General features: G+C 65.8%; 28 protein-coding genes. 12 read left to right on the top strand and 16 right to left on the bottom strand.

Features of this window, described 5'->3' with window-relative positions:
* Nucleotides 1-23: 23 nt before the first annotated feature.
* Complete coding sequence (locus tag MAAFP003_RS14280; RefSeq protein ID WP_096287893.1) at nt 24-1,301, bottom strand: cytochrome P450; 1,278 nt, start codon at nt 1,299-1,301, stop codon at nt 24-26.
* Nucleotides 1,302-1,601: 300 nt separating this feature from the next.
* Between MAAFP003_RS14280 and MAAFP003_RS14285 the strand changes: the two genes are divergently transcribed.
* Nucleotides 1,602-2,000: a hypothetical protein gene (locus tag MAAFP003_RS14285; RefSeq protein WP_096287895.1), complete on the top strand. Its 399-nt coding sequence runs from the start codon at nt 1,602-1,604 to the stop codon at nt 1,998-2,000.
* 136 nt (nt 2,001-2,136) lie between these two features.
* A complete protein-coding gene (locus MAAFP003_RS14290) occupies nt 2,137-2,361 on the top strand; it encodes an Rv1893 family protein (RefSeq protein ID WP_096287897.1) in 225 nt (74 codons plus the stop codon).
* A 17-nt stretch (nt 2,362-2,378) separates the two neighbouring features.
* Here the strand turns inward: MAAFP003_RS14290 and MAAFP003_RS14295 are convergent, their stop codons facing one another.
* The 3 genes from MAAFP003_RS14295 to pstS form a co-directional block, all read right to left on the bottom strand.
* Nucleotides 2,379-3,509: a nitronate monooxygenase gene (locus tag MAAFP003_RS14295; protein WP_096287899.1), complete on the bottom strand. Its 1,131-nt coding sequence runs from the start codon at nt 3,507-3,509 to the stop codon at nt 2,379-2,381.
* 117 nt (nt 3,510-3,626) lie between these two features.
* A complete protein-coding gene (locus MAAFP003_RS14300; RefSeq protein ID WP_096291155.1) occupies nt 3,627-4,091 on the bottom strand; it encodes a hypothetical protein in 465 nt (154 codons plus the stop codon).
* A 68-nt stretch (nt 4,092-4,159) separates the two neighbouring features.
* Nucleotides 4,160-5,269, bottom strand: coding sequence for a phosphate ABC transporter substrate-binding protein PstS (gene pstS / locus MAAFP003_RS14305; protein ID WP_096287901.1), 1,110 nt, complete (start codon nt 5,267-5,269; stop codon nt 4,160-4,162).
* Between the two features lie 246 nt (nt 5,270-5,515).
* Here pstS and MAAFP003_RS14310 point away from each other — a divergent pair, with 246 nt between their 5' ends.
* Together MAAFP003_RS14310 and MAAFP003_RS14315 are read left to right on the top strand one after the other, a co-directional pair.
* Nucleotides 5,516-7,456: a flavin-containing monooxygenase gene (locus MAAFP003_RS14310; protein ID WP_096287903.1), complete on the top strand. Its 1,941-nt coding sequence runs from the start codon at nt 5,516-5,518 to the stop codon at nt 7,454-7,456.
* A gap of 27 nt (nt 7,457-7,483) precedes the next feature.
* The gene (locus MAAFP003_RS14315) at nt 7,484-8,509 is read left to right on the top strand and encodes an alcohol dehydrogenase catalytic domain-containing protein (RefSeq protein ID WP_096287905.1); all 1,026 of its coding nucleotides are present in this window, start codon (nt 7,484-7,486) and stop codon (nt 8,507-8,509) included.
* Here MAAFP003_RS14315 and MAAFP003_RS14320 read toward each other — a convergent pair.
* The 3 genes from MAAFP003_RS14320 to dtd are packed head-to-tail and all read right to left on the bottom strand — an operon-like array spanning nt 8,506 to nt 10,715.
* Nucleotides 8,506-9,282 carry an HAD-IB family hydrolase gene (locus tag MAAFP003_RS14320; protein ID WP_096287907.1) on the bottom strand — a complete coding sequence of 259 codons (777 nt, stop codon included), beginning with the start codon at nt 9,280-9,282 and terminating at the stop codon, nt 8,506-8,508. The genes MAAFP003_RS14315 and MAAFP003_RS14320 overlap by 4 nt on opposite strands.
* A gap of 23 nt (nt 9,283-9,305) precedes the next feature.
* The gene (locus MAAFP003_RS14325; RefSeq protein ID WP_096287909.1) at nt 9,306-10,229 is read right to left on the bottom strand and encodes a class I SAM-dependent methyltransferase; all 924 of its coding nucleotides are present in this window, start codon (nt 10,227-10,229) and stop codon (nt 9,306-9,308) included.
* A 54-nt stretch (nt 10,230-10,283) separates the two neighbouring features.
* Complete coding sequence (gene dtd / locus MAAFP003_RS14330; protein ID WP_096287911.1) at nt 10,284-10,715, bottom strand: D-aminoacyl-tRNA deacylase; 432 nt, start codon at nt 10,713-10,715, stop codon at nt 10,284-10,286.
* A 38-nt stretch (nt 10,716-10,753) separates the two neighbouring features.
* Here dtd and MAAFP003_RS14335 point away from each other — a divergent pair, with 38 nt between their 5' ends.
* Both MAAFP003_RS14335 and MAAFP003_RS14340 read left to right on the top strand, forming a co-directional pair.
* Nucleotides 10,754-11,059 carry an MTH1187 family thiamine-binding protein gene (locus tag MAAFP003_RS14335; protein WP_096287912.1) on the top strand — a complete coding sequence of 102 codons (306 nt, stop codon included), beginning with the start codon at nt 10,754-10,756 and terminating at the stop codon, nt 11,057-11,059.
* 54 nt (nt 11,060-11,113) lie between these two features.
* On the top strand, nt 11,114-12,400 hold the full coding sequence (locus tag MAAFP003_RS14340) for a competence/damage-inducible protein A (protein WP_480212826.1): 1,287 nt from the start codon (nt 11,114-11,116) through the stop codon (nt 12,398-12,400).
* 1 nt (nt 12,401) lies between these two features.
* Here MAAFP003_RS14340 and MAAFP003_RS14345 read toward each other — a convergent pair whose 3' ends face one another.
* Nucleotides 12,402-13,673, bottom strand: coding sequence for an MFS transporter (locus MAAFP003_RS14345; RefSeq protein WP_165796406.1), 1,272 nt, complete (start codon nt 13,671-13,673; stop codon nt 12,402-12,404).
* A gap of 56 nt (nt 13,674-13,729) precedes the next feature.
* On the opposite strand from MAAFP003_RS14345, the gene MAAFP003_RS14350 reads away from it, so the two are divergent.
* Both MAAFP003_RS14350 and MAAFP003_RS14355 read left to right on the top strand, forming a co-directional pair.
* Complete coding sequence (locus MAAFP003_RS14350) at nt 13,730-14,797, top strand: amidohydrolase family protein (RefSeq protein WP_096287916.1); 1,068 nt, start codon at nt 13,730-13,732, stop codon at nt 14,795-14,797.
* A gap of 71 nt (nt 14,798-14,868) precedes the next feature.
* The gene (locus MAAFP003_RS14355; RefSeq protein WP_096287918.1) at nt 14,869-15,270 is read left to right on the top strand and encodes a phage holin family protein; all 402 of its coding nucleotides are present in this window, start codon (nt 14,869-14,871) and stop codon (nt 15,268-15,270) included.
* 4 nt (nt 15,271-15,274) lie between these two features.
* Here the strand turns inward: MAAFP003_RS14355 and MAAFP003_RS14360 are convergent, their stop codons facing one another.
* Nucleotides 15,275-16,057 (bottom strand): enoyl-CoA hydratase/isomerase family protein, encoded by a 783-nt coding sequence (locus MAAFP003_RS14360; protein WP_096287920.1) that lies wholly within the window; start codon nt 16,055-16,057, stop codon nt 15,275-15,277.
* Nucleotides 16,058-16,308: 251 nt separating this feature from the next.
* On the opposite strand from MAAFP003_RS14360, the gene MAAFP003_RS14365 reads away from it, so the two are divergent.
* The gene (locus MAAFP003_RS14365; protein WP_096287922.1) at nt 16,309-16,728 is read left to right on the top strand and encodes an anti-sigma factor antagonist; all 420 of its coding nucleotides are present in this window, start codon (nt 16,309-16,311) and stop codon (nt 16,726-16,728) included.
* On the opposite strand, the gene MAAFP003_RS14370 is transcribed toward MAAFP003_RS14365, so the two are convergent.
* The 5 genes from MAAFP003_RS14370 to MAAFP003_RS14390 all read right to left on the bottom strand — a co-directional run bounded on the left by MAAFP003_RS14370 (nt 16,712) and on the right by MAAFP003_RS14390 (nt 19,938).
* Nucleotides 16,712-17,677, bottom strand: a complete 966-nt coding sequence (locus MAAFP003_RS14370) for an FAD-dependent oxidoreductase (protein ID WP_096287924.1) — start codon at nt 17,675-17,677, stop codon at nt 16,712-16,714. The two genes, MAAFP003_RS14365 and MAAFP003_RS14370, sit on opposite strands and share 17 nt — an antisense overlap.
* 2 nt (nt 17,678-17,679) lie before the next feature.
* The gene (locus tag MAAFP003_RS14375; RefSeq protein ID WP_096287926.1) at nt 17,680-18,243 is read right to left on the bottom strand and encodes an Rv1352/Rv1906c domain-containing protein; all 564 of its coding nucleotides are present in this window, start codon (nt 18,241-18,243) and stop codon (nt 17,680-17,682) included.
* Between the two features lie 70 nt (nt 18,244-18,313).
* Nucleotides 18,314-18,808 carry an SRPBCC family protein gene (locus MAAFP003_RS14380; RefSeq protein ID WP_096287928.1) on the bottom strand — a complete coding sequence of 165 codons (495 nt, stop codon included), beginning with the start codon at nt 18,806-18,808 and terminating at the stop codon, nt 18,314-18,316.
* Nucleotides 18,808-19,437, bottom strand: a complete 630-nt coding sequence (locus MAAFP003_RS14385; protein ID WP_096287930.1) for a nitroreductase family protein — start codon at nt 19,435-19,437, stop codon at nt 18,808-18,810. Before MAAFP003_RS14385 ends, MAAFP003_RS14380 begins: the two co-directional genes overlap by 1 nt.
* 18 nt (nt 19,438-19,455) lie before the next feature.
* On the bottom strand, nt 19,456-19,938 hold the full coding sequence (locus tag MAAFP003_RS14390; protein WP_096287932.1) for a carboxymuconolactone decarboxylase family protein: 483 nt from the start codon (nt 19,936-19,938) through the stop codon (nt 19,456-19,458).
* Nucleotides 19,939-20,132: 194 nt separating this feature from the next.
* On the opposite strand from MAAFP003_RS14390, the gene MAAFP003_RS14395 reads away from it, so the two are divergent.
* Genes MAAFP003_RS14395 through MAAFP003_RS14405 form a run of 3 tightly spaced genes read left to right on the top strand, consistent with a single transcriptional unit; the run spans nt 20,133 to nt 22,997 of the window.
* Nucleotides 20,133-20,822, top strand: coding sequence for a hypothetical protein (locus MAAFP003_RS14395; protein WP_243394137.1), 690 nt, complete (start codon nt 20,133-20,135; stop codon nt 20,820-20,822).
* 7 nt (nt 20,823-20,829) lie between these two features.
* Complete coding sequence (locus MAAFP003_RS14400) at nt 20,830-22,275, top strand: class I adenylate-forming enzyme family protein (protein WP_096287934.1); 1,446 nt, start codon at nt 20,830-20,832, stop codon at nt 22,273-22,275.
* 8 nt (nt 22,276-22,283) lie between these two features.
* The gene (locus MAAFP003_RS14405; protein ID WP_096287936.1) at nt 22,284-22,997 is read left to right on the top strand and encodes a hypothetical protein; all 714 of its coding nucleotides are present in this window, start codon (nt 22,284-22,286) and stop codon (nt 22,995-22,997) included.
* On the opposite strand, the gene MAAFP003_RS14410 is transcribed toward MAAFP003_RS14405, so the two are convergent.
* Together MAAFP003_RS14410 and MAAFP003_RS14415 are read right to left on the bottom strand one after the other, a co-directional pair.
* On the bottom strand, nt 22,994-23,953 hold the full coding sequence (locus tag MAAFP003_RS14410; RefSeq protein ID WP_096287938.1) for an NAD(P)H-dependent flavin oxidoreductase: 960 nt from the start codon (nt 23,951-23,953) through the stop codon (nt 22,994-22,996). The two genes, MAAFP003_RS14405 and MAAFP003_RS14410, sit on opposite strands and share 4 nt — an antisense overlap.
* Entirely contained in the window at nt 23,950-24,342 is a 393-nt protein-coding gene (locus tag MAAFP003_RS14415; protein ID WP_096287940.1) for a tautomerase family protein, read from the bottom strand. The genes MAAFP003_RS14410 and MAAFP003_RS14415 overlap by 4 nt, the downstream gene beginning before the upstream one ends.
* Nucleotides 24,343-24,398 lie beyond the last annotated feature (56 nt).

Genomic DNA, 24,398 nt, shown 5'->3' on the forward strand with positions numbered 1-24,398 from the left:
TTACCCCCGGTCGAATTGGTGCCTCAATGGGCGACAGGACATTCCCCGGACCCGTAGTCCACCTGCCAGTGCTTGATGCCGTTGAGCCAGCCCGATCGCAACCGCTGCGGCTTGCCGGCGGACTTGATGTCGGGCATGGCGTCGGCGATCGCGTTGAACATCAGGTCGATGGTCATGCGCGCCAGGTTCGCGCCGATGCAGTAGTGGGCGCCGGTCCCGCCGAATCCCACGTGCGGGTTCGGGTTGCGCAGGATGTTGAAGGTGAACGGGTCCTCGAAGACGTCCTCGTCGAAGTTGGCCGAGCGGTAGACCATTACCACCCGTTGGCCCTTCTTGATCTGCACTCCGGACAGCTCGTAGTCCTCGAGGGCGGTGCGCTGGAATGACGTGACCGGGGTGGCCCATCGGACGATCTCGTCGGCCGTGGTGGCGGGGCGTTCCCGCTTGTACAACTCCCATTGGTCGGGGAAATCGGTGAAGGCCATCATGCCCTGGGTGATGGAGTTTCTGGTCGTCTCGTTGCCGGCTACCGCCAGCAGGATGACGAAGAAGCCGAACTCGTCGTCGGAGAGCTTGTGGCCGTCGACGTCGGCCTGGACCAGCTTGGTGACGATGTCGTCGCCGGGGTTTTGCGCCCGGTCCGCGGCCATCTGCATCGCGTAGGTGATCAGTTCGACCGAGGCGCCCATCGCATCGTTGCGGGCGAATTCGGGGTCCTGGTCGCCGACCATCTGGTTGGACCAGTGGAACAGCTTCATGCGTTCCTCCTGGGGCACGCCCATCAGCCCGGCGATGGCCTGCAGCGGAAGCTCGCACGACACCTGCTCGACGAAATCGCCGGAGCCTTCGGCGGCCGCGTTCGCAACGATCTGCCGGGCGCGCGCGTTCAGGTCCTCCCGCAGCCGTTCGACGGCGCGGGGCGTAAAGCCGCGGGAGATGATTTTGCGAAGGTGGGTGTGCTGCGGGGCGTCCATGTTGAGCAACACGTACTTGCCCGTCTCGCGCTGCTCGCGGACCGTGCCCTCGCGGTAGCGGGGCAGGGCGGTGTTCTCCAGGCTGGAGAACACATCGCTGCGCAACGAAATCTCTTTGACGTCCTTGTGCTTGGAGACCACCCAGAAGCCGCCGTCGTCGAACCCGCCGCAACCGCTGGGCTGTTCGTTCCACCAGATCGGCACGGTGCGTCGCAGCTCGGCCAATTCCTCCACCGGCAATCGCTCGGCGTGGATGTCCGGATCGGTGAAATCGAAGCCCGGAGGCAAATTCGGGATCGGCTTGGTGGTCGTCTCGTTAGTTGACAAGGCCCACTCCTCGATACGAAGTCTTCTAGTCGTATGTCTTGTGCCAAATAAACCACTGCAACACCACCGTTGGGAAGGATTGACGCAACATCGACCGGCCAAATTGCAACATGTTCAGCGGCGATGAGGGGTGACGACGTCGGCCAACCTCTGCCCGGCCCAGCCGGGACACCGGTGGCGGGTTGGCCGATGGACGGTCGGTCAGCCAACCCTTGTGGCCCGCGACACAATCGATATGCTTTTGTCCAGGTCACCGGCGCACCGAGGGCCGGGTGACGGGAACGGAAGGGTGGGAGGCGCATGATTCGCGAGGTACTCGCCGTCGCTGCGATCACGGGTGGGGCCATCAGCGTCGCGCCCTGCGCGGCGGCCGGTTACGAAGGCGACGTCCCGAACATGAACTATCAGGCCTCGCTGGGCGCGCCGTGCGACAACTACGAGCGCTTCATTTTCGGACGCGGGCCCAGTGGCCAGGCCGAAGCGTGCCACTTCCCGCCGCCCAACCAGTTCCCCGCCGCGACCACCGGCTACTGGGTGATTTCCTATCCGCTGTACGGAGTCCAGCAGGCCGGCGCGAAGTGCCCCGGCCCGCAGAGCGCGGCACAGTCCGATCGCGGACTGCCGATGTTGTGCCTGGGCGCTCAAGGCTGGCAGGAGGGTTGGTTCACCGGGGCCGGGTTCTTCCCGCCTTCGGGATAACCGACACGGCCGAAACGTCGGCCGACGCGGAGCCCAATTCCCCGGTGGCTGCGCTTCGTGCGCTCGCTGGTCAATTACCGACCCTCTAGAGTCGTACCAAAGTTCCTTTCAAGTCCCGCAACGATAGGAGACTCCGGTGGCGGTCAACCCCAGAGACGCCGTGGACGCGGTCAAGGACATCGCGACCAATGCCGTCGAAAAGGCTTCGGACATCGTCGAAAACGCCGGCGACATTATCCGCGGCGACCTCAAGGGCGGGGTCAGCGGCATCGTCGAGAATTCGATCGACATCGCGACTCACGCGGTCGAGCGAACCAAGGAAGTCTTCACCGGCGGCAAGTACGACGTAGGCGAGGATTAGCCGAAGACTGGCCTCGATCAGACGCTGGCGGCCTCATTGAGCTCGTCGAGCTTGTTGGTCGCCTCCAGGTATTCCTGCACCCAGCGCTCGATGACGGTCGACGTCTTCTCCACCTTGCTGAACTGCCCGACCACCTGACCGACGGGGTTGAAGGCCACGTCGACGGATTCGTTGGGGTAGCGGTTCGTGGCGCGCACGGCCATGCCGGAAACCATGTACTGCAGCGGCATTCCGAGCGGCTTGGGGTTGTCCGGCTTCTCCCACGCCTCGGTCCAGTCGTTGCGCAGCATCCGGGCCGGCTTGCCGGTGAACGAGCGGCTGCGCACGGTGTCGCGGCTGCCGGCCCTGACGTAGGCCGCCTGCTGCACCGGCGTGTTCGAGGATTCCTCGACCATCAGCCATTGCGAGCCGGTCCACGCGCCCTGGCAGCCCAGCGCCAGGGCCGCGGCGATCTGCTGGCCGCTGCCGATGCCGCCGGCGCCGAGAACGGGGACCGGGGCCACCTCCTTGACGACCTGCGGCCACAGCACGATCGAGCCGACCTCGCCGCAGTGTCCGCCGGCCTCGCCGCCCTGGGCGATGATGATGTCGACGCCGGCATCGGCGTGCTTGCGCGCCTGCGAGGGGGAGCCACACAGCGCGGCCACCTTGAGCCCGGCCTCGTGGATGTGCTTGATCATGTCGGCCGGCGGGGTGCCCAGCGCATTGGCGATCATCTTCACCTTCGGGTGCTTGAGTGCCACCTCGACCTGCGGCGTGGCCGTTGCCTCGGTCCACCCGAGCAGCTGCAAGGTGTCGCCGTCGCTGTCCTCGACCGGCACGCCGTGGTCGGCGAGGATCTTCTTACCGAAGTCCAGGTGCTCCTGCGGAACCATCGCCTGAAGCTGTTTGGTCAGTTCTTCGGCGGACAGGTTCGAGTCCATGCCCTCGTACTTGTTCGGGATCACGATGTCGACGCCGTACGGGTGGTCGCCGATGTTCTCGTCAATCCAGTTGAGCTCGATCTCCAGCTGCTCGGGCGTGAAGCCCACCGCGCCGAGCACGCCGAAGCCCCCGGCCTTGCTGACCGCCACCACGACATCGCGACAGTGCGTGAAGGCGAAGATCGGGAACTCGATACCGAGCTCGTCGCAAATAGGGGTGTGCATTACAACTCCTGGGATGCTGGCCGAATTGGAACGTGTTCTAGTTTAATACCCGCGTCCATGACGTGGCCAGGGGCCCCTTACTAGCGCGCCACGACTACGACGTGTCGCCGAAAGCGGTCAGATGACCAGGGCGCGGGCCACCCACAGGAGCAGGAACGCGAGCATGCACCCCGCGCAGACCAGGTGATCGCGGCAGACCGACCGGGCCAGCCGGCTCTGCTCGGCCACGCTGTCGGTGCGCTGCCCGAGCCGAATCGCGTCAGGAACCGTCTGCGTCAGTGCCAGCATCGTCGGGATGCCGGCCAGCCCGGCCGACAGCACCAGTAGCCAGGCGGGATCGCGACCCAGCGTTGCCTGAAACCCGAACGCGCCCAACAAAATCAGCATCACCAGCGCGATCAGCCGGCTCATCGGGCGCGACGCGGTGGTCGCGCGGTGGTAATACGTCGCGATGGACGCGAGCACCGGCTCGGGCAATTCCTCGCCGGCCGACCGATGCACCAGAACCTGGACATCGAACATCAGGTCCATCCACAACACGGCGAAGAGGAAGCCGCTGCAGGCGGTGAGCAATGCAGCCACACTCATCCACCTCCGGTTCGCCCGAATATAGCGGCCATCCGCCGATTGGAACAGGTTTCACTACTACGTCAGGCGACCGCGTTGACCGAAGCCAACAACCAGGACTTCCATTCGGTGGGAATCGGTATGTATCCGTTGTCCGCCAGGCCTTCCTGGCCGGCCCCGAGAGCGCTCTCCAAGAATGCGCGCACGGCGGTACCGACCTGCGGATCCGCATACTTCGAGCAGACGATCTCATAGGTCGCCATCACGATCGGATAGGCGCCGGACTGGGTGGGGTTATAGAACGACACGGTGTCGAGCACCATGTCGTTGTCCCGGCCGATGACGGCCGCACCCGCGATCGTCTTGCTCACCGAGTCGGCGCTGATCGATACCGGGTCCGGACCGGCCGCAGTGACGATCTTCGCCATGTTCAGGTTCTTCGCCTCGGCGAACGACCACTCGTTATAGGTGATCGCCCCTTCGGTGGCCTTGACCGCCGACGAGGTGCCGTCGTTGCCTTTGGCGCCCTCCCCGACACCGCCGTTGAACGCCTTGCCGGCGCCTTTGCCCCACACGCCCCCCGACGCCGCGTCGAGGTACTTCTGGAAGTTGTCCGTGGTCCCGGACATATCGCTGCGGAACACGACCCGAATCGGTTCGGCGGGCAGCGTCACGCCCTTATTGAGCGCCTGGATCGCGGGATCGTTCCACGTGGTGATCGCTCCCTTGAAGATCTTCGCGGCCGTCTGGGCATCGAGGTTCAGCGATGCGGTGCCCTTGACGTTGAAGGTGATCGCGATCGGCCCGAATACCACCGGCAGGTCCCAGGCCGGCGAACCGCAACGGTCCTGGGCCGCCGCGTACTCATTGCCTGCCAGCGGTGAGTCCGAGCCACCGAAATCGGTTTGGTTGCCCGTGAATTCACTGATCCCGGCACCCGAGCCGTTCGCGGTGTAGTCCAGGGTCTGGCCGGGGCACGCCTGTTCGAACGCCTTGATGAACCGCGTCATCGCGTTGGCCTGTGCCGTCGATCCACTGGCTTTCAGCTTCGCCTTGCCGCCGCAATTCACCTTCACCGGCGAGGTCGGCGTCGTGGAGTTCCCCGCGGCATTGTTGTCGGCGCCGCATCCGGATAACAGCAGTGCACTGGTGACCGCGACACTGAGCGCGGCGCCAAATCGGTTGCGCTTCAAATCCGTTCCTACCTGTCGCGACGAAACGGGAGCGCCGCCGCGCTGTCCGCGGCGCACTGGCCAGCCATCTCTGGCAGTCACGAAGCAAATATTAACAAGGGTCACACCCACCAAAATTTGCCATCCGCGGACGACGCGGTGCCGACCCTTGATCCGCTCCGCCGCCAGCGGGTACCGTAGTGCTGCCAATTACGAAACGCAGAGTAGCGTAATAGGATCCCCGGCTCCACCGAAAGGAACGGCTCGATGCGAAGCCCCTACTCCGGCCGCCCTTTCACCACGTCAACGCCGGAAATCGCGGCGGCTTTGGAGGACGTCAGCGTTCCCACGCTGCTGTTGTCGCTCGTCCACATCACCGGCGACCCCCGCTTCATCCGCGACTACAAGCAGATGGGCATCTTCCTCAACGAGGTGCAGGGGTTCATGTCGGAGGAGGACAAAGCCCGTGCCCGCGCCGAGGCGCTGACCGTCATCAGCGAATACCGCGACCGCGGGTGCCCCGAGCCGGAGCCACTGAGCCCGGAACTCATCCGGGAGATGATGGACTGGGCCGCCTGCGAACATGTTCCCGACGACTACCAATCCCTGGTCGCCGAGGAACTCGACCTTGACGGCACCGACCCTCGCCGCCCGGCGCCACTACCGGCCGGGCGAGGCGCCGACCTCCCGGTCCTGGTCATCGGGTGCGGCGAATCCGGCATCTTGGCCGGCGTGCGTCTTCAACAAGCCAACATTGCCTTCACCATCGTGGAGAAGAACGCCGGCCCCGGCGGAACATGGTGGGAGAACAGCTATCCCGGAGCTCGCGTGGACGTGGCGAATCACTTCTATTGCTACAGCTTCGAACCCAACAACGACTGGACGCACTTCTTCGCCGAGCAGCACGAGCTGCAGCACTACTTCACCAAGGTCATGGCCAAGCACGACCTGAATGAGCATGTCCGGTGGAACACCGAGGTCGTCGCGGCCGAGTGGAACGACGACGCCGGCGCGTGGACAGTGTCGCTGCGCGGTGTCGACGGCGAAACCGAGACCCTGCGCGCCCGGGCCCTCATCACCGCGGTCGGCCAGCTGAACCGGCCGCAGATCCCCGAGTTCGACGGGGCCGAAAGCTTTGCGGGACCGTCTTTTCACTCCGCGGCCTGGGATCACTCAGTCGATCTCCGCGGCAAGCGGGTTGCCTTGATCGGGGCCGGCGCCAGCGGCTTTCAGATCGCACCTGCGGTCGCCGGGGACGTCGGGCACCTCACCGTGTTCCAGCGGACCGCGCAGTGGATGTTCCCGAACGCGATGTACCACGACGAAGTCGGCGACGGCGTGCGCTGGGCGATGACGAACCTGCCGTTCTACGGACGGTGGTACCGCTTCCTCGTCCTGTGGCCCGGCTCGGACAAGGGCCTCGACGCCGCCGAAGGCGACCCGAACTACGCGGGCGAGGATGCCGTCAGCGACATCAACGCCGCCGCGGCGATGATGTTCTCGCAGTGGATCACCAGCCAGGTCGGCGACGGCCCAGACTCCCAAGAACTGTTGGCCAAGGTGATGCCCGACTATCCCGCCTGCGGCAAACGCACGCTACAAGACAACGGCAGCTGGCTGCAGACCTTGCAGCGCGACAACGTCGAACTGGTGCGCACCGCGATCCAGAAGATCACACCCCGCGGCGTCGTCACCGAAGATGGTGTCGAGCACGAAGTCGACATCATCGTCTACGCCACCGGGTTCCGGCACACCGACGTGTTGTGGCCGCTGAAAGTGACCGGCCGCAACGGAATTGACTTACACCAGATGTGGGGGAGCCGCCCGTACGCCTACCTGGGCATCACAGTTCCCGATTTCCCCAACTTCTTCATCATCTACGGACCCGGCACCCACCTCGCCCACGGCGGCAGCCTGATCTTCCAGTCCGAACTGCAGATGCGCTACATCGACCAGTGTCTCGCGCGACTGGCCGACGTCGACGTGCACTCGATGGAACCCAGGGCCGAAGCCGCGACCGACTGGCACCGACGGACGCAGACCCAGATCAAGAAAATGGTGTGGTCCCATCCCGCGGTCAAACACTCCTACTTCAAGAACGCCGACGGCGAAATCCACACGGTCAGCCCGTGGCGCCTCAACGAATACTGGACCGCGGTACGCGAGCCCGACTGGTCTCAATTTGTTGTGCGACAACGCAGTTCCTAATCCGACCAGGAAAGTGAGCACAGCACTATGCGCACGGTAGTCGTCGACGGCCCCCGCAACATCCGGGTCGACACCCGTCCCGATCCTGTCCTTCCGGGCCCCGACGGAGCGGTTGTCGAGGTCACCGCCGCCGGCATCTGCGGATCCGACCTGCATTTCTACGAGGCCGACTTTCCGATGCCCGACCCGGTCGCGCTGGGCCACGAGGCGGTCGGCACCGTGGTGGAAGTCGGGCCCGAGGTGCGCACTGTCCGAGCCGGAGATCAAGTCATGGTGTCGTCGGTCACCGGCTGCGGAAAGTGCCCGGGGTGCGCGACCCGCGATCCGGTCTTGTGCTACTCCGGTTTTCAGATCTTCGGCGGGGGCCTGCTCGGTGGTGCGCAAGCCGATCTGCTGGCCGTGCCGGCCGCCGATTTCCAGTTGCTGAAGATGCCCGACGGCATCAGCACCGAACAGGCTCTGCTGCTCACCGACAACCTGGCCACCGGCTGGGCGGCGGCGCAGCGTGCCGACATTCCGTTCGGCGGCGCCGTCGCGGTCGTCGGATTGGGCGCTGTTGGTTTGTGCGCGCTGCGCAGTGCGTTTTTTCAGGGTGCTGCAACGGTTTTCGCAATCGATATGGTCGATGGCCGCTTGAACCGCGCGGCGGGGTGGGGTGCGACGCCGCTCAAAGCGCCGGCGCTCGAGGCGATCATGACGGCCACCGGCGGACGGGGCGCCGACGCGGTGATCGACGCCGTCGCCACGGATTCCTCTCTGACAGACGCGATCAACCTCGTCCGGCCCGGGGGCACCGTCTCGGTTGTCGGTGTGCACGATATGAATCCGTTCCCGCTCAACGCCTTGGGCTGCCTGATTCGCAGCACCAGCCTCCGATTCACCACGGCGCCGGTCCAGCGCACCTGGCCGGAGTTGATACCGCTGCTGCAATCGGGCCGACTCGACGTCGACGGCATCTTCACCACATCGATGCCTTTGGACGAAGCCGCCAAGGGCTACGCGACCGCGGAGTCGCGATCCGGTGACGACGTGAAGATTCTGCTGAAACCCTAGGATTCGCGGCGGACGTGGTTCGTCAGGTACCGCAGCGTCCGCATCGGCCGGCGCCGCACCGAGGCGAGGCACATCACCGGCCAGCCGTGCGCTGCCGCCGCGGCGGCCAGGCCCGAGCGAGGATTCACCGGTCGCGGATAGCCGACCACCGACATCGACGCGGCGTCCTCGTCGCCGTCGGCATAGAAGTAGCTGTGTTGCACCGCGACATCGTTTTCGGTGCAGAACTGTTGCACCGCGGCCGCTTTCGTCGTTCCCCAGACGATCGGTCTGACGATTCCGCCGGTGAGGCGTCCGAGCGCGTCCAGCTCGAAACGGTTGCACTGCACGTTGGAGATGCCGAGAAAACGCGCGACCGGCAGCGCCTGGATCGACAGCGCCGAGGAACTCAGCACCACGGTATGCCCGCGCTGCTGATGCGCGTGCACGATGTCGTGCATGTGCGAATACAGGCGTGAGGCAACACGTTCGACGAACAACCGCTCGCCCAGCTCATCGAGCTCGAGCAGTGATTCGCCTCGCAGATATCCCGCGGCCCGGACGATGAGGCGCTCGAATTCCAGGCGGCCGAATCGATAGCGCAGGGCGGCATCGAATACGCCGACCAGCTCGCCGAGCCCGACCTGCCGGCGCCGGATCCGGTCGCCGACATGAACCGCGGCCGTGAAGCCGTCCACCAGGGTGCCGTCGAGATCGAAGAAGGCGCCGACTCGCGGTCCTGGTGCACTGGCCGCGATCTCGGCAATGGCGTCGGCGGGCGAGAGCATCGTCATAGTCACCACGTCGACTCCATCCGTCACCTGGTAGCCGTTATGTACTGCGAATGCATGAAACTGTCGATCTTCACGTCGACGGCGGGGGGCGTCATCCCGTAGCCGGCCTGTAGGTCCAGGGTGTTGCGGACGGGCTCGACGCTCCAGCCGTGTGCGGCCAGCCATTCGGCCGGTTCGCCCTGGGGCTCATACGTCAGGGCGGAGAAGTCCACATCGCCGGACAGGTTGACCCCGGGGTGGTTGGTTTCCAGCGCTTCGAGCTGATCGTGGTCCAGTCGCGATCCCAGTGCGCCGATGGCGATTCGGCTGCCGGGTGCGCTGAGTCCGCTGATCCGGGTGAACAGGGTGTTCTGGGCTTCGTCGGTCAGGTAGGGCAATATCCCCTCGACCGACCACGCGCTCGGCCTTTCGGTGTCGAAGCCGGCCGCTTCCAGTGGCCTGGACCAGTCGGTGCGCAAGTCGGCTGCGACTTCAACCCGCGACGCCTTGGGCACCGCGCCGTGCTCGCTCAGCACACGAGCCTTGAATTCCAGGACTTTTGGCAGGTCGACTTCGAAAATGCTTGTTCCGGAAGGCCATTGGAGGCGATACGCGCGGGAGTCCAATCCGGCGGCGACGATCACCGCTTGCCGGATGCCCGCGTCGGCCGCGGAGCTGAAGAAGTCATCGAAAAACCGCGTTTGCACACCGTAGAGACGCGGAAACGCGGTCTCGTCGTCGGTACTTCCCGGATTGGCAAGCGCACCGGCCAAATACGGGTCCTGCGAGGCCTCGACGAATAGCTTCGCGTATTCGTCGCGGACCAGCGGTTGTGCGCTCAGGGCGTGCACAGCGCGCCATCCCGCCACCAGGAGAGCGGTGTAGCCCACGCTGCTGACGATGTCCCATTGGTCGTCATCGGAACGGAGCGAGCCGAATGCGGGCCCAGATTCAGGCGCAGTGCTCACGATCGCCCCTCCTATGTGGATCAACCGAGATCCACGGTACCTGCGAGGGCGTCTTCAGAGTTCAAGAAACACCGTTACTGGCCCCTCGTTGACCAATTCGACCTGCATATTCGCTCCGAACACGCCGGTTTCGACGCGGGCGCCCAAGCCGCGCAACTCCTCCGCGAACGCCGCGACCAGTGGCTCGGCGATCGCCCCGGGAGCCGCCGCGTTCCAGGACGGCCGGCGGCCCTTCGCGGTGTCGGCATAAAGCGTGAATTGGATGACCACCAGGATCGGGGCATCGATGTCGGCCGCCGAACGTTCGTCGGCGAGAATGCGGAGGTTCCACAGCTTCTCGGCAAGACGGCGCGCCTTGTCGGCATCGTCGGTGTGTGTGACGCCGACGAATGCCAGCAGGCCCTGACCTTCGGGCCGGATGGCACCGACCACCCGGCCGTCGACGGCCACCGCTGCCGACGAGACCCGTTGCACCAGAACCCGCATGGTTCGATGCTGCCAGGCGCGATGGGTAGGCTCGACGGGTGTCTGTCCTTGTCGCGTTCTCGGTCACCCCGCTCGGCGTCGGCGAGGGCGTGGGCGAGATCGTCGCCGAAGCGGTGCGGGTGGTGCGCGACTCCGGGTTGCCCAACAAGACCGATTCGATGTTCACCGTGATCGAGGGCGATACCTGGGAGGAAGTGATGGCGGTCGTGCAGCGCGCCGTCGAGGCCGTGGCCGCTCGCGCCCCCAGGGTCAGCACGGTGATCAAGGTGGACATGCGCGCCGGCGTCGCGGACGCGATGACCCGGAAAGTCGCGACGGTCGAGCGCTACCTCGCCGAGGGCTGACGCGATGCACACTCGGCGCCATTACCGCGTTCCCGCGCCAGTAGGCTCATGCCGGTGAGCGCACGCGCAGGCATCGTCGTCACTGGAACCGAAGTCCTCACCGGACGCGTCCAGGACCGAAACGGCCCGTGGATCGCCGACCGGCTGCTCGAATTGGGCGTGGAGCTGGCCCACATCACCATCTGCGGCGATCGTCCCTCCGATATCGAGGCACAACTGCGCTTCATGGCCGAACAGGGCGTGGACCTGATAGTCACCAGCGGGGGACTGGGCCCGACGGCTGACGACATGACCGTCGAGGTGGTGGCACGGTTCTGTGAACGCGAGCTGCTGCTCGATCAAGTTGTCGAAGACAAGATCGCCAACATTCTCAAAAAGCTTATGGCGCACTTTGATTCGGAAAGCTTCGACGCGGTGCGCGCGGCCAACCGCAAACAGGCCATGGTTCCCGCCGGTGCTCAGGTGCTCGACCCGGTGGGCACCGCCCCGGGCGTCGTGGTGCCCGGAAAGCCTACGGTGATCGTGCTTCCCGGCCCTCCGCGCGAGCTTCAGCCGATGTGGCACACGGCCATCGAGACCCCGGCGGCGCGCGACGCGATCGCCGGCCGCACGATCTACCGCCAGGACACCATCCGGATGTTCGGGCTGCCCGAGTCGGGGCTGGCCGAAACACTGCGTGATGCGCGGAATTCCGTCGCCGGATTCGACGCGCTGGAGATCACCACCTGTCTGCGGCGGGGCGAGATCGAAATGGTCACCCGGTACGAGCCCGACGCGGCGCAGGTCTACGCCCAACTGACAAAGTTGCTGCGTGACCGGCACGGTCAGCAGCTGTACTCCGAAGACGGATCACACGTCGACGATGTGGTCGCGCGGCTTCTGGCCGGGCGCCGGATAGCCACCGCGGAATCCTGCACCGCGGGGCTGGTGGCCGCTCGGCTGACCGACCGGCCCGGATCGTCGGACTACGTGATGGGCGGCGTGGTGAGCTACTCCAACGACGCGAAGGTGCAGCTACTCGGCGTGGATGCGGCACTGATCGACGCACACGGCGCGGTGTCGGAGCCGGTGGCCGAGGCGATGGCCGCCGGCGCGTTACGCCGTTTCGGCGCCGATACCGCCGTCGCGATCACCGGCATCGCCGGCCCCGGCGGGGGCACGCCGGAGAAGCCGGTGGGCACGGTCTGTTTCACCGTTCGACTTGGCGCCCCCGGCGCCGCGGACCAGATTGTCACCCGGACACTGCGACTGCCCGGCAACCGTTCCGATGTCCGCGAACGCTCGGCTACGGTTGCGATGCACATGCTGCGACGCGCGCTCAGCGAGCAAGCGCCCCTTTAGATCATTTGGCTTCCGTTGGCAGAAAAGCGGTTTCGGCGGTACCGAAGCGAAGTCCCGTCGCGTCCTTACCGATAAACGTCAGGAACGCCACGACACATAGCACCGGCACAATCGTGGCGGCCAGCGCGAACGGATAGCCGTGCGTCTCGGCCAGTCGTTCCTGGATCGGCAGGTTGAACGCGGCCAGCAGATTGCCCAGCTGGTACGTCACCCCGGGGTAGAGGCCGCGGATGGCATCCGGCGACAACTCGGTCAGGTGTGCCGGGATCACACCCCACGCGCCTTGCACGCAGACCTGCATCAAAAACGAACCGAGACACAGCATCGCCGCGGTACGGGAGAACGCGAACAGCGGCACGATCGGCAACCCCAGGATCGCGCAGAAGATCACGGTGTAGCGGCGGCTGAACCGTTGTGACATCGAGCCGAAGAACAGACCGCCGAGGATGGCACCGATGTTGTACACCACCACGATCCATTTCACCGTCACGCTGTCCAGGCCGGCGCCGTGGTTGGCCGTCGAACCCAAGAACGTCGGGTAGACGTCCTGCGTGCCGTGGCTCATCCAGTTGAAGGCCGTCATCAGCGCCACCAGATAGAAGAACCGGCGGACGATCTTTCCGTCGCGCAGCACGTCGGTGACTTTGGTGTTGGTCAGTTTCATCTGATCCTGGGCTGCTTCCCACACCTCGGACTCTTGCACCCGGTACCGGATGATCAGGCTGATCAACGCCGGGATGATCGACAGACCGAACAGCCAACGCCACGACAGCCCCAACCAGTCCATCACCACCAGCGATCCGATGCTGGCCAGTAGGTAGCCGAAGGCGTAGCCCTCCTGCAGCAGGCCGGAGAAAAAGCCGCGCCTCTCGACGGGAACCTTCTCCATGGCCAGGGCCGCACCCAGCCCCCATTCACCCCCCATGCCAAGGCCGTACAACAGCCGCAGGATGACCAGGACGGTGAAGTTGGGCGCGAATGCGCAAAGGAAACCGACGATGGAGTAGAAGATCACGTCCACCATCAGCGGCGTGCGCCGGCCGACCCGGTCGGCCCACAGCCCGAACAACAAGGCACCCACCGGGCGCATGGCCAGAGTCGCCGTCGTGATGAAGGCGACCTCGGCCTTGCTGTGGTGGAAAGTCTTTGCGATGTCGGCATAGACGAACACGACGATGAAGTAGTCGAAGGCGTCCATCGTCCAGCCCAGCATCGCGGCAATGAACGAATTTCGCTGATCGGCGTTGATCCGTTGAGTTGTCACGTGAAGCATCGTGGCGCACCGCGAGCCGTTTGACCATCCACGGCGCCGGAGTAAGTTCCGGGAATATGCGAATCATCGATGCCGATGGACATGTCGCCGAGAATTCCTCGCTGGCGATCGAAGCGATCAAGCGGTGGCCCGATCACGTCAAGCCCAGCACCGACCGACGCCTCCGGCTGATGATCGAAGGCCGAAACTATCCGGAGGATCGCGGCCCGGGTGCCGGCTGTCCGCCCGAACACGGAATCAGCAAGTCGCCCAACATCAACTGCTCGTCACCCGACGGCGTGCTGGGCGACGCCGACCGCGACCACATCGACACGATGGTCCTGTACCCGAGCCTGGGACTCTGCGCGCCCAGCCTCGAAGACCCGGAATTCGCTGCGGGATTCGCGCGGCTCTACAACCAGTGGATCGCGGATTACTGCGCCTCGTCGGGCGGCCGGTTGCGCGGCGTGGCCGTGACCCCGATCGAGCACGGACAGCCGGCCGTCGACGTCATGACCGAAGCCAAGGAACTCGGCCTGGTGGCGACTCTGGTCCCACCGGCGCTGAAGACCCGCAACCTGGATCATCCCGATCTCGACGCGTTCTACGCCGCCGCGGTGGAACTCGAGATGCCGCTGGGCATTCACGGCGCCCCCGGAATTCATCTGCCGAAGATCGGCGTGGACCGCTTCACCAATTACATCCAGGTGCACTGCATCAGCTTTCCGTTCGACCAGATGACGGCGATGACGGCGATGGTTTCCGGCGGCGTCTTCGAGCGCCACCCCGCCTTGCGGGTTGCCTTCCTGGAAGCGGGCGCCGGCTGGGTTCCGTTCTTCATGGACCGCCTGCACGAGCACTACGCGAAGCGAGGCGACTGGGTCGAACGCGGCTGGCGGCGCGACCCGCACGAATATCTGGCTGCGGGCAACATCTTCGTGACGTGTGAGCCGGAGGAACCGATCCTGCCCGGCGTGATCGACGTGCTGGGCGCCGACTTCATCATGTTCGCCAGCGACTACCCGCACTGGGACGGCGAGTGGCCGGAGAGCACCAAGCACCTGCGCACCCGCGCGGACATCAGCGAGCAGGCGCGCGAGAAGATCGCCAGCCGCAACGCGCAACGCTTTTACGCGCTCAACTGAATCTGACCGCCTAGCGGCATGGGCCGAATGGCCCTGCCGGGCATTCAATTCGGATGGCAGGATCTTGCGGCATGGGCTCCTTTCTGCTTCGCGCCGCCTTGACGGGTTTTGCCATGTGGATCGTCACCCACTTCGTTCACGGGCTGAGCTTCGTCGGCGGCAAGACGCCGCTGGAACGCATCGGCATCATCTTCGTCGTGGCCGTGGTCTTCGGGCTGGTCAACGCGTTCATCAAGCCGATCGTTACGTTCCTGTCCATTCCGCTGTACATCGTGACCCTGGGACTGTTCCACATCGTCGTCAACGCGTTGATGCTCTGGCTCACGGCGTGGATCACCGAACACACCACGCACTGGGGACTGGCGATCGACCACTTCTGGTGGACGGCGATCTGGGCCGCGATCCTGTTGTCGATCGTGAGCTGGTTGCTGTCGCTGGTGGTCGGCGACGTCGACCGGCGCACCCGCGGCTGATCTCTCAGCGCGCCTGCCACCGCGGCGGTCGCTTCTCGGTGAAGGCACGCGGCCCTTCCTTGGCGTCCTCGGTCGCGAAAACCCGGTCGCTGTGCCGAGTCTCGTTGTCGTAGGCCGCTTCGAGATCGAGCGTCAGCCCTTCAACCGCAGACCGTTTGGTCGCATAGACCGCGAGCGGCGCGTTGGCGGCGATGCGCTGCGCGTAGTCATAGGCGGTGTCCATCAGCCGCTCGCCCGGCACGACCTGGTTCAGCAGCCCCATGGCCAGGGCGCGCGGCGCGTCCACCATGTCGGCGGTCAGCAGCAGCTCCATCGCCAGGGCGTAGGGGATCTGGCGCGGCAGCCGCACCGTGCTGCCGCCGCCGGCGAAAAGGCCGCGCTTGGGTTCCATCAAGGCGAACCGCGCTTCGGGCACCGCGACGCGGATGTCGGTGCAGCCCAACATTTCAAAGCCACCCGCGACACACGTTCCGTTCACCGCCGCGATGATCGGCTTATACACCGGGAAACGATGCAACACGGCGTGGATGGCGTCGAGTGCGTCCCAGCAGTCAGGCTTGGGAAGGTCGCCGGTCAGTTCGGGAATGAATTTCTTCAGATCTGCTCCGGTGCAGAAATCCGGCCCTACGCCGGTGACCACAGCAACCCAGGCGCCGTCGTCGTCACGGAAGTCGGCCCACGCCTGAGCCAAATCGCGGAAATGTTCCATATCCAGCGAGTTGCGCGTGTCGGGGCGGTTGATCGTAATGGTGGCGATGTGAGCGTGAAGCGCGTAATCGATGCTCACGGGTTTTCCACCGTTTCGGTTCGTCGTTGGCTACCGTTTCTGAAATGGTAAGGCTTTCAGTGACCTTCGGCCGTAGCCCGGCGAGTAAACCCGGTCGATTTGCGCAAATGCACTCGGCAAATCTCAATTGCACATATGCTCAGCAACGACGCGAAAACCGGCGGGGGTCGGTTTGACGCCAGCCCTGCCGGCCTTTTCGGGAGACGGACGGCGTCGCCCGATACTGCCCACGACGACGGGATGTCGCAGAGATGGACACTGCCTCGATCGGCATAGCGCGGCCCCACAACGGGTCGTACCGTGGCTGCGCGCCAAGCGGCTTGCGCACGGTTACCAGGCGCACCGGTTCGTCAGTAGTCGTCCATGTCGGCGGCGACATCGATGCCAGCAACGAGACCGCGTGGCAGAACGTGCTGAGCCGCGGGGCCGCCGAAACCGTCGCGCCCGGTCCGTTCGTCATCGACGTGTGCGACCTCGATTTCATGGGCTCATGCGGTTATGCCGCGCTGGCACACGAGGCAGCCGAGTGCCGCAGTCGCGGCGTCGCATTGCGACTCGTTACCAGCCAGCCCATCGTGGCCCGAACCATCGCCGCCTGCGGACTGCACCCGTTGCTGCCGACGTACGCGTCGGTGGAGACAGCGCTGGTGCCGGTCAGCGATCAGGACTGACCAGCCGCACTACATCGCGCGCGCAACCCCAGGACAACGTCACGCCATTGCCACCGTGTCCGTAGTTGTGGATGCAGCGCGCCTTTCCGAGTGGCTCGGCTTCGAGCCGCACCGAGGGACGATCGGGCCGTAGCCCGGTAATCGTCTCCAGCACCTCGGCCTCGCCCAGCCTCGGCTCGATCCGGCGACAGCGCGCCAGGATGCGTTCGGTGATGTCGGGTTCGGCGGTGGTGTCCCAACGGTCCGGGATGCTGATCCCGCCACACACCACGCGTTGTGGGTGCGGGAAGTAGCACACCCATTCCGGGCCGTTGTTGATCTCTAGAAATGGTTGTCGCAGACCAGGATTGGCGAGGATGACATGCTGGCCGAACAGTGGCCGGACCGTGTCGTCGCCCACCAGTGCACGGGCGCCGAGACCGGAGCAGTTGATCACGATCGGCGCTGCATCGGCGGCCTCGGCCAGTGACCGCACCGGGTGTTCCTCGATCTCGCAGCCGGCCGCGGCAAGGCGGTGCGTGAGGTAGCCGAGGTAGTGCGGCATGTCGATCATCGGCAGGGTCGCGCGAAACCCGACCCGGAACCCCTCGGGCAGATCGGTTGGATGGGCCGGCCGCAACGCGGGAATCAACTGCGCCGCCGACGACATCGATTCGGTCGCGGTCAATTCGCCGACAGCCAGCGCCGGCGAAAGCTGCACCCCGGAGTCGGGATCGGCGGCCAGTTCGCGAAAAACTTCCAGCGAATGCCGGATCCACGCGATTGTCTCGGCGGCGCGTTCGGCCGGTCGGGGCGGGGCCCAGACCGCACCGGCCACTACCGATGTTGTCCGCTCGGGCGGTGCGGCGCTCCACACCCGCACCGGCCACCCGGCTTCGGCCAGGCACAGGGCCGACGTCAGTCCGCTGACTCCCGCACCAACGACGACAATCTGTTGGGGACTGGCCACGGTCAGGTGCCGGGAACGCGCATTCCGTTCGGCCCCAGCAGCCCATTGAGCGTGCCCAGGGTGCCCTGCAGTTGGGCCCCCGCAACCGGCCCGGGGACGTCGGCGGGCGCGGGAGCGTCCGGCGTCAACTGCCAGGGCTGACAGCCATCCGTCTTGAACGCCTTGTCCGTCGGCTCGATCTTGACCACCTGCGGCTTCTTGGTGAGCGAGTTATCGATCAGGGCGCCGTCCGGGTTGGCGGTCCGCTTCCAGTAGCAAGTGCCGTTGCCGACCGGGCCACCGCTGCTGTAGATGCCCGGCACGATGTCGGTACCCACCGCGTACAGGCCGTCTTTGTCCATGACCGTCTTCGGTGCGCCCCCGGGCGGTGCGGGCGAGGGTGACGCCGACGGCGACGCCGCGGGTGATGCCGGTGATGGCGACGCTGATTGCCCCGGTGCCGGCCCCGGCGCCGGACCACGTGTGTCGTCCGGGTCGGCGCTGGCCGCCACGGTGGACGCGGCGGCCCAGCCCGCGACCATCAGACTCGCCGCAGCCAACCGTGCTGCGGTAGGTACTCCACCCATAGAGATCGAGGGTACCGGGGTCAAGAACCTAATTCACATCTCTGTGAGATCGGCGGAGCGCGTCGAACGGTTAGGGCAGCCGTCGGACCTTGCCGGCGTAGCCGAGCGCGTGCTGGTAGGTGTCGAGGTTGTCCCGCGAAATCCTGGCGTGCACCGGGCGCTCGAGAAAGAAGCGCAGCACCGGGTTGTAGGCGTGATATGTCTCGTGAAACGTCAGCACGGTAGTGCCGTCGGGCTGCTCCTCGAGCTGGTGATATCCCTCGGCGCGCGACCACAGCGGCGCGCCGACGGCGATGTAGCGCGACAGCTTGTTCAGCTCGGCTTCGGTCACCGTCTCCCACGACCGCGCCCTGCCGCCCGACAGCAGGTACCGGGGGACCGGGAAGACACAGGTGCGGACCAGGCCCTCACCGGCCTCGTTGCCCTCGTTCAGGATTTCCATGCTGCCGGTCGGCCACTTGAGCACTCGCGGGCGCGGCGCGTTCGGTGGCACCGGGGGATGCAGCACCCGCCACACCTTTTTCGGCGGCGCGTCGACGTGGAATCGCACGGTGTAGGACTGCATCAGCTATCTCCCCAGGCGTCCCAGAACGTGATGGTCTCCGCCGGCGGCCGCGTGGCCGGGCGGAAGTCGGTGCCGATCGTGTAGGCGACAGGGAACAGCGCGGCCTGCGTGACGGTCGGCGGAATGCCGAGCAGCTCGGCCACTTCTTTCTCCTTGAACAGATGCATCGTCGTCCACACCGAGCCCAGCCCGCGCGAGCGAAGCGCCAGCAGAAAGCTCCAGCCGGCCGGGATGATCGAAGCCCAGGCCGCCGCGGCGATGCCCGGCTCCGCCGTGTCGATGCGCTGGTTCAGACAGGGGATGACGTGCACCGGAACATGTCCCAGCGTGTCGGTCAGACTCATCGCGCTCTGATACACCCGCTGGGTCTGCGGGTCGGTCGCGTTGTCGACCGCGTACGCCAGATACTGCGACCCGATGCTGCGGTAGATCTCGGCGATCGCCGCGCGCTTGTCCGCGTCGGTCACCACCAGCCAGCGCCAGTCCTGTGTGTTGCTGGCCGTCGGCGCCTGCATCGCCAGCCGGATGCACTCCAGAATCACCTCGCGACCGACCGGCCGGGTCAGGTCGAGACGCTTACGAACCGACCGCGTGGTGCTCAGCAATTCGTCGACGGTGGCGATGTCCATTGGTTCCTTCCGGTTTTGTCAGAGGTCGATGGCGCACGACTGGTCGACGCCCAGCACGGTCAGGGAACGACCCAGGCCCAGAAATACCGCGACGCACAGCGTGAGATCCAGGATCTCCTCGTCGGAGAACGATTCCCGAAGTCGTTGGAAGAACGCGTCATCCATCGACGCATGGTCGTTGGCGAACCGCTCCGCGAACTCGATGGCGAGGCGTTGGCGTGGCGTATAGCCGAGGTAGCCGGCGTATGCGGCGACGTTGTCGTACAACTCGGGTGCCACACCGGCGTCGAGCACCGACTGCGCGCGAAAACCCGAGCACGCCACGCAATCGTTGATCTGCGCGATCCGCATTCTCGCCAACTCGCGCTCGTCGGCCGGCAGGATGCTCTGCTGATAGGCGCCGCGGATCATCCGTTCGACCATGCCGCCGAGCTGTGGCCGCAGCGTCCAGATCATGGCGGCTTCGCCACCCGGGCCCTCCGGTACGTCGAGCCTTGCCATAGGAGAACTCCTGCCCGGTAAGGACGGTACCGAGTTGAGCAAACCAGATTCTCAACTCGGCTGTCTAGGTCGGGCGACTGGGCGCAATTGTGCATACGACTAACCCGGCCTGGACGTGGCAATCTGCCGGAGTTACCGTCCGTTGAGCGGCGTTGAGCCCACCGCCGCGAATGGGAGGTTTGTGCGTGCTGTTCATGCACGAGCTGCACACGGTCCGCGGCCGTAAAGAGGACGAGTTCGAAGCCGCCTTCCGTGACGGCTGGATGCCGATGCTCGGGCGCGGCGACGATGCCCGGTTGCTTTGGTACGCCAACCAGGCGCACGGCAGCGGCCCCGCGTACACGGTCGTGACGGTGACCGCCGTCCGCGACGGCGCGGCGTGGGAGAAGCTGACGCTGCGAGTGCAGAAGGGCGACCTTCAGGACTGGATGCGCGGGCTCGACGAGCTCCGCCACGAGGTCGTCGCAAAGTTGCTGATGCCGCTGCCCTGGTCACCGCTGCTGGACATCGAATTCAACGAGGTGCCGGTCGACGGGCGAGAGCACGAGATGACTCTCTACATGGAAGACACCATGTGGCCCTACGAGGACAAGTTCGAGGAGTACATCGTCCGCTGCGGCGAGGTGTACGCCAGGAGCCTCCAGGAGCCGTCCTCCATGCTGACGATGCATGCGGCATTCCAGCCCGCCCTCGGCAGCCATGTTCGACGCGAGGTCATCCTGATGCAGCGCATCAGCCGTCCCGACGCGCTGCTTGACCTGCTCCGCAGCCACATCCCCGCCGAGTACCGCGCGCCGGGCACCTGGATGTACGACGCCCTGGACCTGCGCGACCAGTGGACCAGCCGGTTGCTGCGCACCTCCGAGTGGTCACCCCTGTACTAAGCCGCGTATGAACTTCGGGACGATCCACGACGCCGCCGCCAGCGGGGATCACGCCCGGGCCGCCCTGATCGTCGGCGGGCACACCGTCAGTTACGGCGAGCTTGCAACGGCAGTAAGGCAGTGCGCGTCGAGTCTGGCCGCCCACGGCGTCACGCCCGGACAGCGCGTCGCCGTCGTCGACGGGGCCAGCCTGCTGTCGATCGCCGCATTGCTCGGCGCGGCACGCATCGGCGCCGCACCCGCGCTGATGAATCCCGCACTGACGCCGCCGGAATTGCGGGGATTGCACAAGGATGCCGCCTGCGCCGACGTGGCTGTCGCGGGGAAGGACTACGTCGAGCGGGTCCGGGAAGCCGGTGTCCCCACGGCATTGACACTGACCGATCTGCTGGGCCGGCCCGAACCCGCCGACGATGCGGTCGCCGGCGATGCCGACGACCGTGACGCGTTGATCCTATTCACCAGCGGCACAACGGGACTCCCGAAAACCGTCAGCATCAGCGGCCAGCAACTCGCCCGCCGCATCACTGGGATGTCGCGCCCCTTCCGGGCTGGCGCGAAACCCTTGGTGAGCATGCTGAGCGTCCCGCTATTCCACGTCGGCGGCGCGCTGGGCCTGCTCGGCAGCCTGTATTCGGGCAACACCGCGGTCGTGCAAACGCGTTTCGACGCCGGCGAATGGCTACGCCTGGTGGCCGAGCACCGCGTCAGCACAACGTTCATGGTGCCGACGATGCTGCAGCGGATCATCGACCATCCCGACTTTCCGAACACGGATCTGTCGTCGCTGATCGCCCTTGCCTACGGAGCCGCCGCCGCGCCGCTGAGTCTGGTGCGCCGGGCGATGGCGGCGCTGCCGCACGTGGCGCTGGCCAACGTATTCGGCCAGACCGAAACTCTGGGCGCTTACACGACTTTGCTGCCCGACGATCACCGCGACCCGGCGCGCGCCGGGTCGGTCGGCCGCGCCTTACCCGGAGTCGAAGTGCGCGTAGTAGACCCCGATACGGGTAACGACGTCGAGGCCGGCGCGGTCGGCGAGTTGTGGGTGAACTGCGCTCAGAACGTCACCGAGGGCTGGCTGCGCACCGGCGACCTCGCCAGCCAAGACGCCGACGGTTACATCTTCCCTAGCGGTCGACTGAAGGACACGATCAATCGCGGGGGAGAGAAATTCGGACCGGTCGAGGTCGAGGAAGCATTGCGCTCACACCCGGCAGTCGAAGACGCCGCGGTCGCCGGGATTGCCGACGACGAGTTGGGGCAACGTGTCGGTGCGGCCGTCGTGGTGTGCGCCCCGGTGACCCTCGACGAGTTGCGCGCACACTGTCGCGGATTGATCGCACACTTCAAGTTCCCCGAGCGATTGGCGATCGTGGAGAACATCCCGTACAGCGCAACCGGCAAGGTCAACCGCGATCAGCTCGCCACGCTGATCGCCGATGACACCTAGGAGTCCAGGTGCTGTTTCTGCATGAGACCCACAAAGTGGTGGGCACCCGGGAAGACGAATTCGAGGCTGCTTATCGCGAGGGCTGGATGCCCACGCTGGCCAACGACGACAATGCCCGCCTGCTCTGGTACACCAACCACGCACACGGCACCGGGCCTTCCTACACCGTCGTCACGATCACGGGCATCGCCGACGGTGCCGCCTGGGAGAGGCTGGCGCGGCGCGTCCAGCACGGCGATCTGCAGCCGTGGATGCGCGAACTGGACAACCTGCGCCACGAGGTGACGGGCAAGCTGCTGTTGCCGGTGGAGTGGTCGCCGTTGCAGTCGGTCGATCTTTCGGCCGTGCCCACCGATGCTGGAACTCACCCGCTCAGCCTCTTCATGGAAGACACCGGCTGGCCGTACGCGCCGCTCGACGACTACATCCGTTCTTGGAATGACATCTACTACCGGCCGCTGTCGCGGGCTCCGGCACGCATGCGCATCCTGGACATCCAGGCCTGTTTTCAAGTCGCGCACGGAAGCTATCAGCGACGAGAAGCCGTGCTGTGGCAGAAGATCGACGACTCCAACAACTACGCGGCGCTCGTGCATCTGCTGACCAAAGAGGTACCTCCCGAGTACCGCGGGCCCGGCAGCTACATGTTCGAAGCGCTCAAGTATCGCGATCAGTGGGAGAGCCGGTTGCTGCGTACGTCGGACTGGTCGCCGTTGTACTAGGCCTGCCGGCCCAGAATCCGGGCGGCGTCACGCGCCATGTCGGCTACGATGTCGCCGGCCGGCCGAATATCACGGACGAGTCCGATCGCCTCGCCGACGAGTATGGCGGCGGCATCGAAATCCTCTGTGGCCGAGGCCTTCTCGAAGGCCTCCACTGCTTCGGGAAGGGCAACCGCCAGCTGGTCCTCGTTTCCGTGCCAGGTGTCCAGGAATCGGTTGCCCAGCGCTCGCGCATTGTAGTCGGCGGGCCAATCAAGCTGTCGCACAACGTCGTACACCCGCGTCCGAAAGGTATCGTCGCCGCTGGCCGCCACCACCCGCTGGTGAGCCCGAGGTGACACCAACGCCTCGGCGCTGGCCCACAATCGGGTGCCGACCAGCGCGCCGTCGGCGCCCAGCGCCAATGCCGCAGCCAGCCCACGGCCGTCGGCGATACCACCGGCGGCCACGACCAGTGTTGCGGGAGAGCGCGCGCCGACGAGGTCGACGACATCGGGCACCAACGTGAAGGTGGACCGGACGGTCATGCCGTGGCCGCCGGCCTCACCGCCCTGCGCGACGACGACATCGGCGCCACTGTCCAGGGCCTGCCGGGCGTGTTCGAGGTTCTGCACCTGGGCCATCAACGGAACGCCTGCCTCGCGGATGTGCTCGGCGAACGGCCCAAAGTCGCCGAATGACAACATGATTGCGGCGGGTTCCCGTTCCAGGGCTTCGTCGAGCAGCTCGGGCGCCCGCGCCAGGCTCCAGGTGATGAATCCGCACCCGACCAACGCGGCGCCGGCCTCGTCGAACTCGCGCCGGAGCCAGTCGGTGTTGCCGTACCCACCGCCGATCAGGCCGAGCCCGCCGGCCGCCGTCACCGCCGCGGCGAGCCGGCCGCCGGACGCCATGGCCATCGGCGCCGAGATGATCGGGTGTTCGATGCCGAACAGCTCAGTCAGCCGGGTGTTCATTGGAGTTCCCCGGTGAGGAACTGCGCCCGACCGTGGCCGAAAGACCAGTCCTCGTCGCTATTTTCGGTGATCGATACGATCAGATCGGCCGGATCGACGCCACACCGCTCGGCGAGGTTGGCCGCCAGCAACTCGTAGAACCGTTCCTTCATGGCGCGGGTGCGCTGGCGACTGACCACGTGCACGATCACCAGCCGCGCCGAGCGGTCGATGCCCAGACCGGTGTCCCAGGCCACGATCTCGTGCGCGGGATGGGTGCGCACCACCTGGTAGCGGTCACCGGGCGGGACCGCAAACGCTCCGATGACGGCATCATGCGCGGCGTCCAGCAACGCCTGGACCTCCGAGGGGGTGCGCCCTTCGATCAGGTCGATGTACAACAACGGCATTATCTCTCCTCTGATCCATTCGTCTCGAGTACGACGTTAGGGCCACCGCAAACAGG

This window comes from Mycobacterium ahvazicum (assembly GCF_900176255.2).
GTDB lineage: Bacteria > Actinomycetota > Actinomycetes > Mycobacteriales > Mycobacteriaceae > Mycobacterium > Mycobacterium ahvazicum.

Coding starts and splice junctions, on each gene's coding strand:
- MAAFP003_RS14385 (WP_096287930.1), bottom strand. CDS start 19,437: ATGGACATCGCCACCGTCGACGAATTGCTGAGCACCACGCGGTCGGTT.
- MAAFP003_RS14320 (WP_096287907.1), bottom strand. CDS start 9,282: ATGACGATGCTCTCGCCCGCCGACGCCATTGCCGAGATCGCGGCCAGT.
- MAAFP003_RS14310 (WP_096287903.1), top strand. CDS start 5,516: ATGCGAAGCCCCTACTCCGGCCGCCCTTTCACCACGTCAACGCCGGAA.
- MAAFP003_RS14355 (WP_096287918.1), top strand. CDS start 14,869: ATGGGCTCCTTTCTGCTTCGCGCCGCCTTGACGGGTTTTGCCATGTGG.
- MAAFP003_RS14350 (WP_096287916.1), top strand. CDS start 13,730: ATGCGAATCATCGATGCCGATGGACATGTCGCCGAGAATTCCTCGCTG.
- MAAFP003_RS14365 (WP_096287922.1), top strand. CDS start 16,309: ATGGACACTGCCTCGATCGGCATAGCGCGGCCCCACAACGGGTCGTAC.
- MAAFP003_RS14395 (WP_243394137.1), top strand. CDS start 20,133: ATGCACGAGCTGCACACGGTCCGCGGCCGTAAAGAGGACGAGTTCGAA.
- dtd (WP_096287911.1), bottom strand. CDS start 10,715: ATGCGGGTTCTGGTGCAACGGGTCTCGTCGGCAGCGGTGGCCGTCGAC.
- MAAFP003_RS14380 (WP_096287928.1), bottom strand. CDS start 18,808: ATGCAGTCCTACACCGTGCGATTCCACGTCGACGCGCCGCCGAAAAAG.
- MAAFP003_RS14410 (WP_096287938.1), bottom strand. CDS start 23,953: ATGAACACCCGGCTGACTGAGCTGTTCGGCATCGAACACCCGATCATC.
- MAAFP003_RS14415 (WP_096287940.1), bottom strand. CDS start 24,342: ATGCCGTTGTTGTACATCGACCTGATCGAAGGGCGCACCCCCTCGGAG.
- MAAFP003_RS14285 (WP_096287895.1), top strand. CDS start 1,602: ATGATTCGCGAGGTACTCGCCGTCGCTGCGATCACGGGTGGGGCCATC.
- MAAFP003_RS14400 (WP_096287934.1), top strand. CDS start 20,830: ATGAACTTCGGGACGATCCACGACGCCGCCGCCAGCGGGGATCACGCC.
- MAAFP003_RS14295 (WP_096287899.1), bottom strand. CDS start 3,509: ATGCACACCCCTATTTGCGACGAGCTCGGTATCGAGTTCCCGATCTTC.
- MAAFP003_RS14345 (WP_165796406.1), bottom strand. CDS start 13,673: ATGCTTCACGTGACAACTCAACGGATCAACGCCGATCAGCGAAATTCG.
- MAAFP003_RS14390 (WP_096287932.1), bottom strand. CDS start 19,938: ATGGCAAGGCTCGACGTACCGGAGGGCCCGGGTGGCGAAGCCGCCATG.
- MAAFP003_RS14375 (WP_096287926.1), bottom strand. CDS start 18,243: ATGGGTGGAGTACCTACCGCAGCACGGTTGGCTGCGGCGAGTCTGATG.
- MAAFP003_RS14315 (WP_096287905.1), top strand. CDS start 7,484: ATGCGCACGGTAGTCGTCGACGGCCCCCGCAACATCCGGGTCGACACC.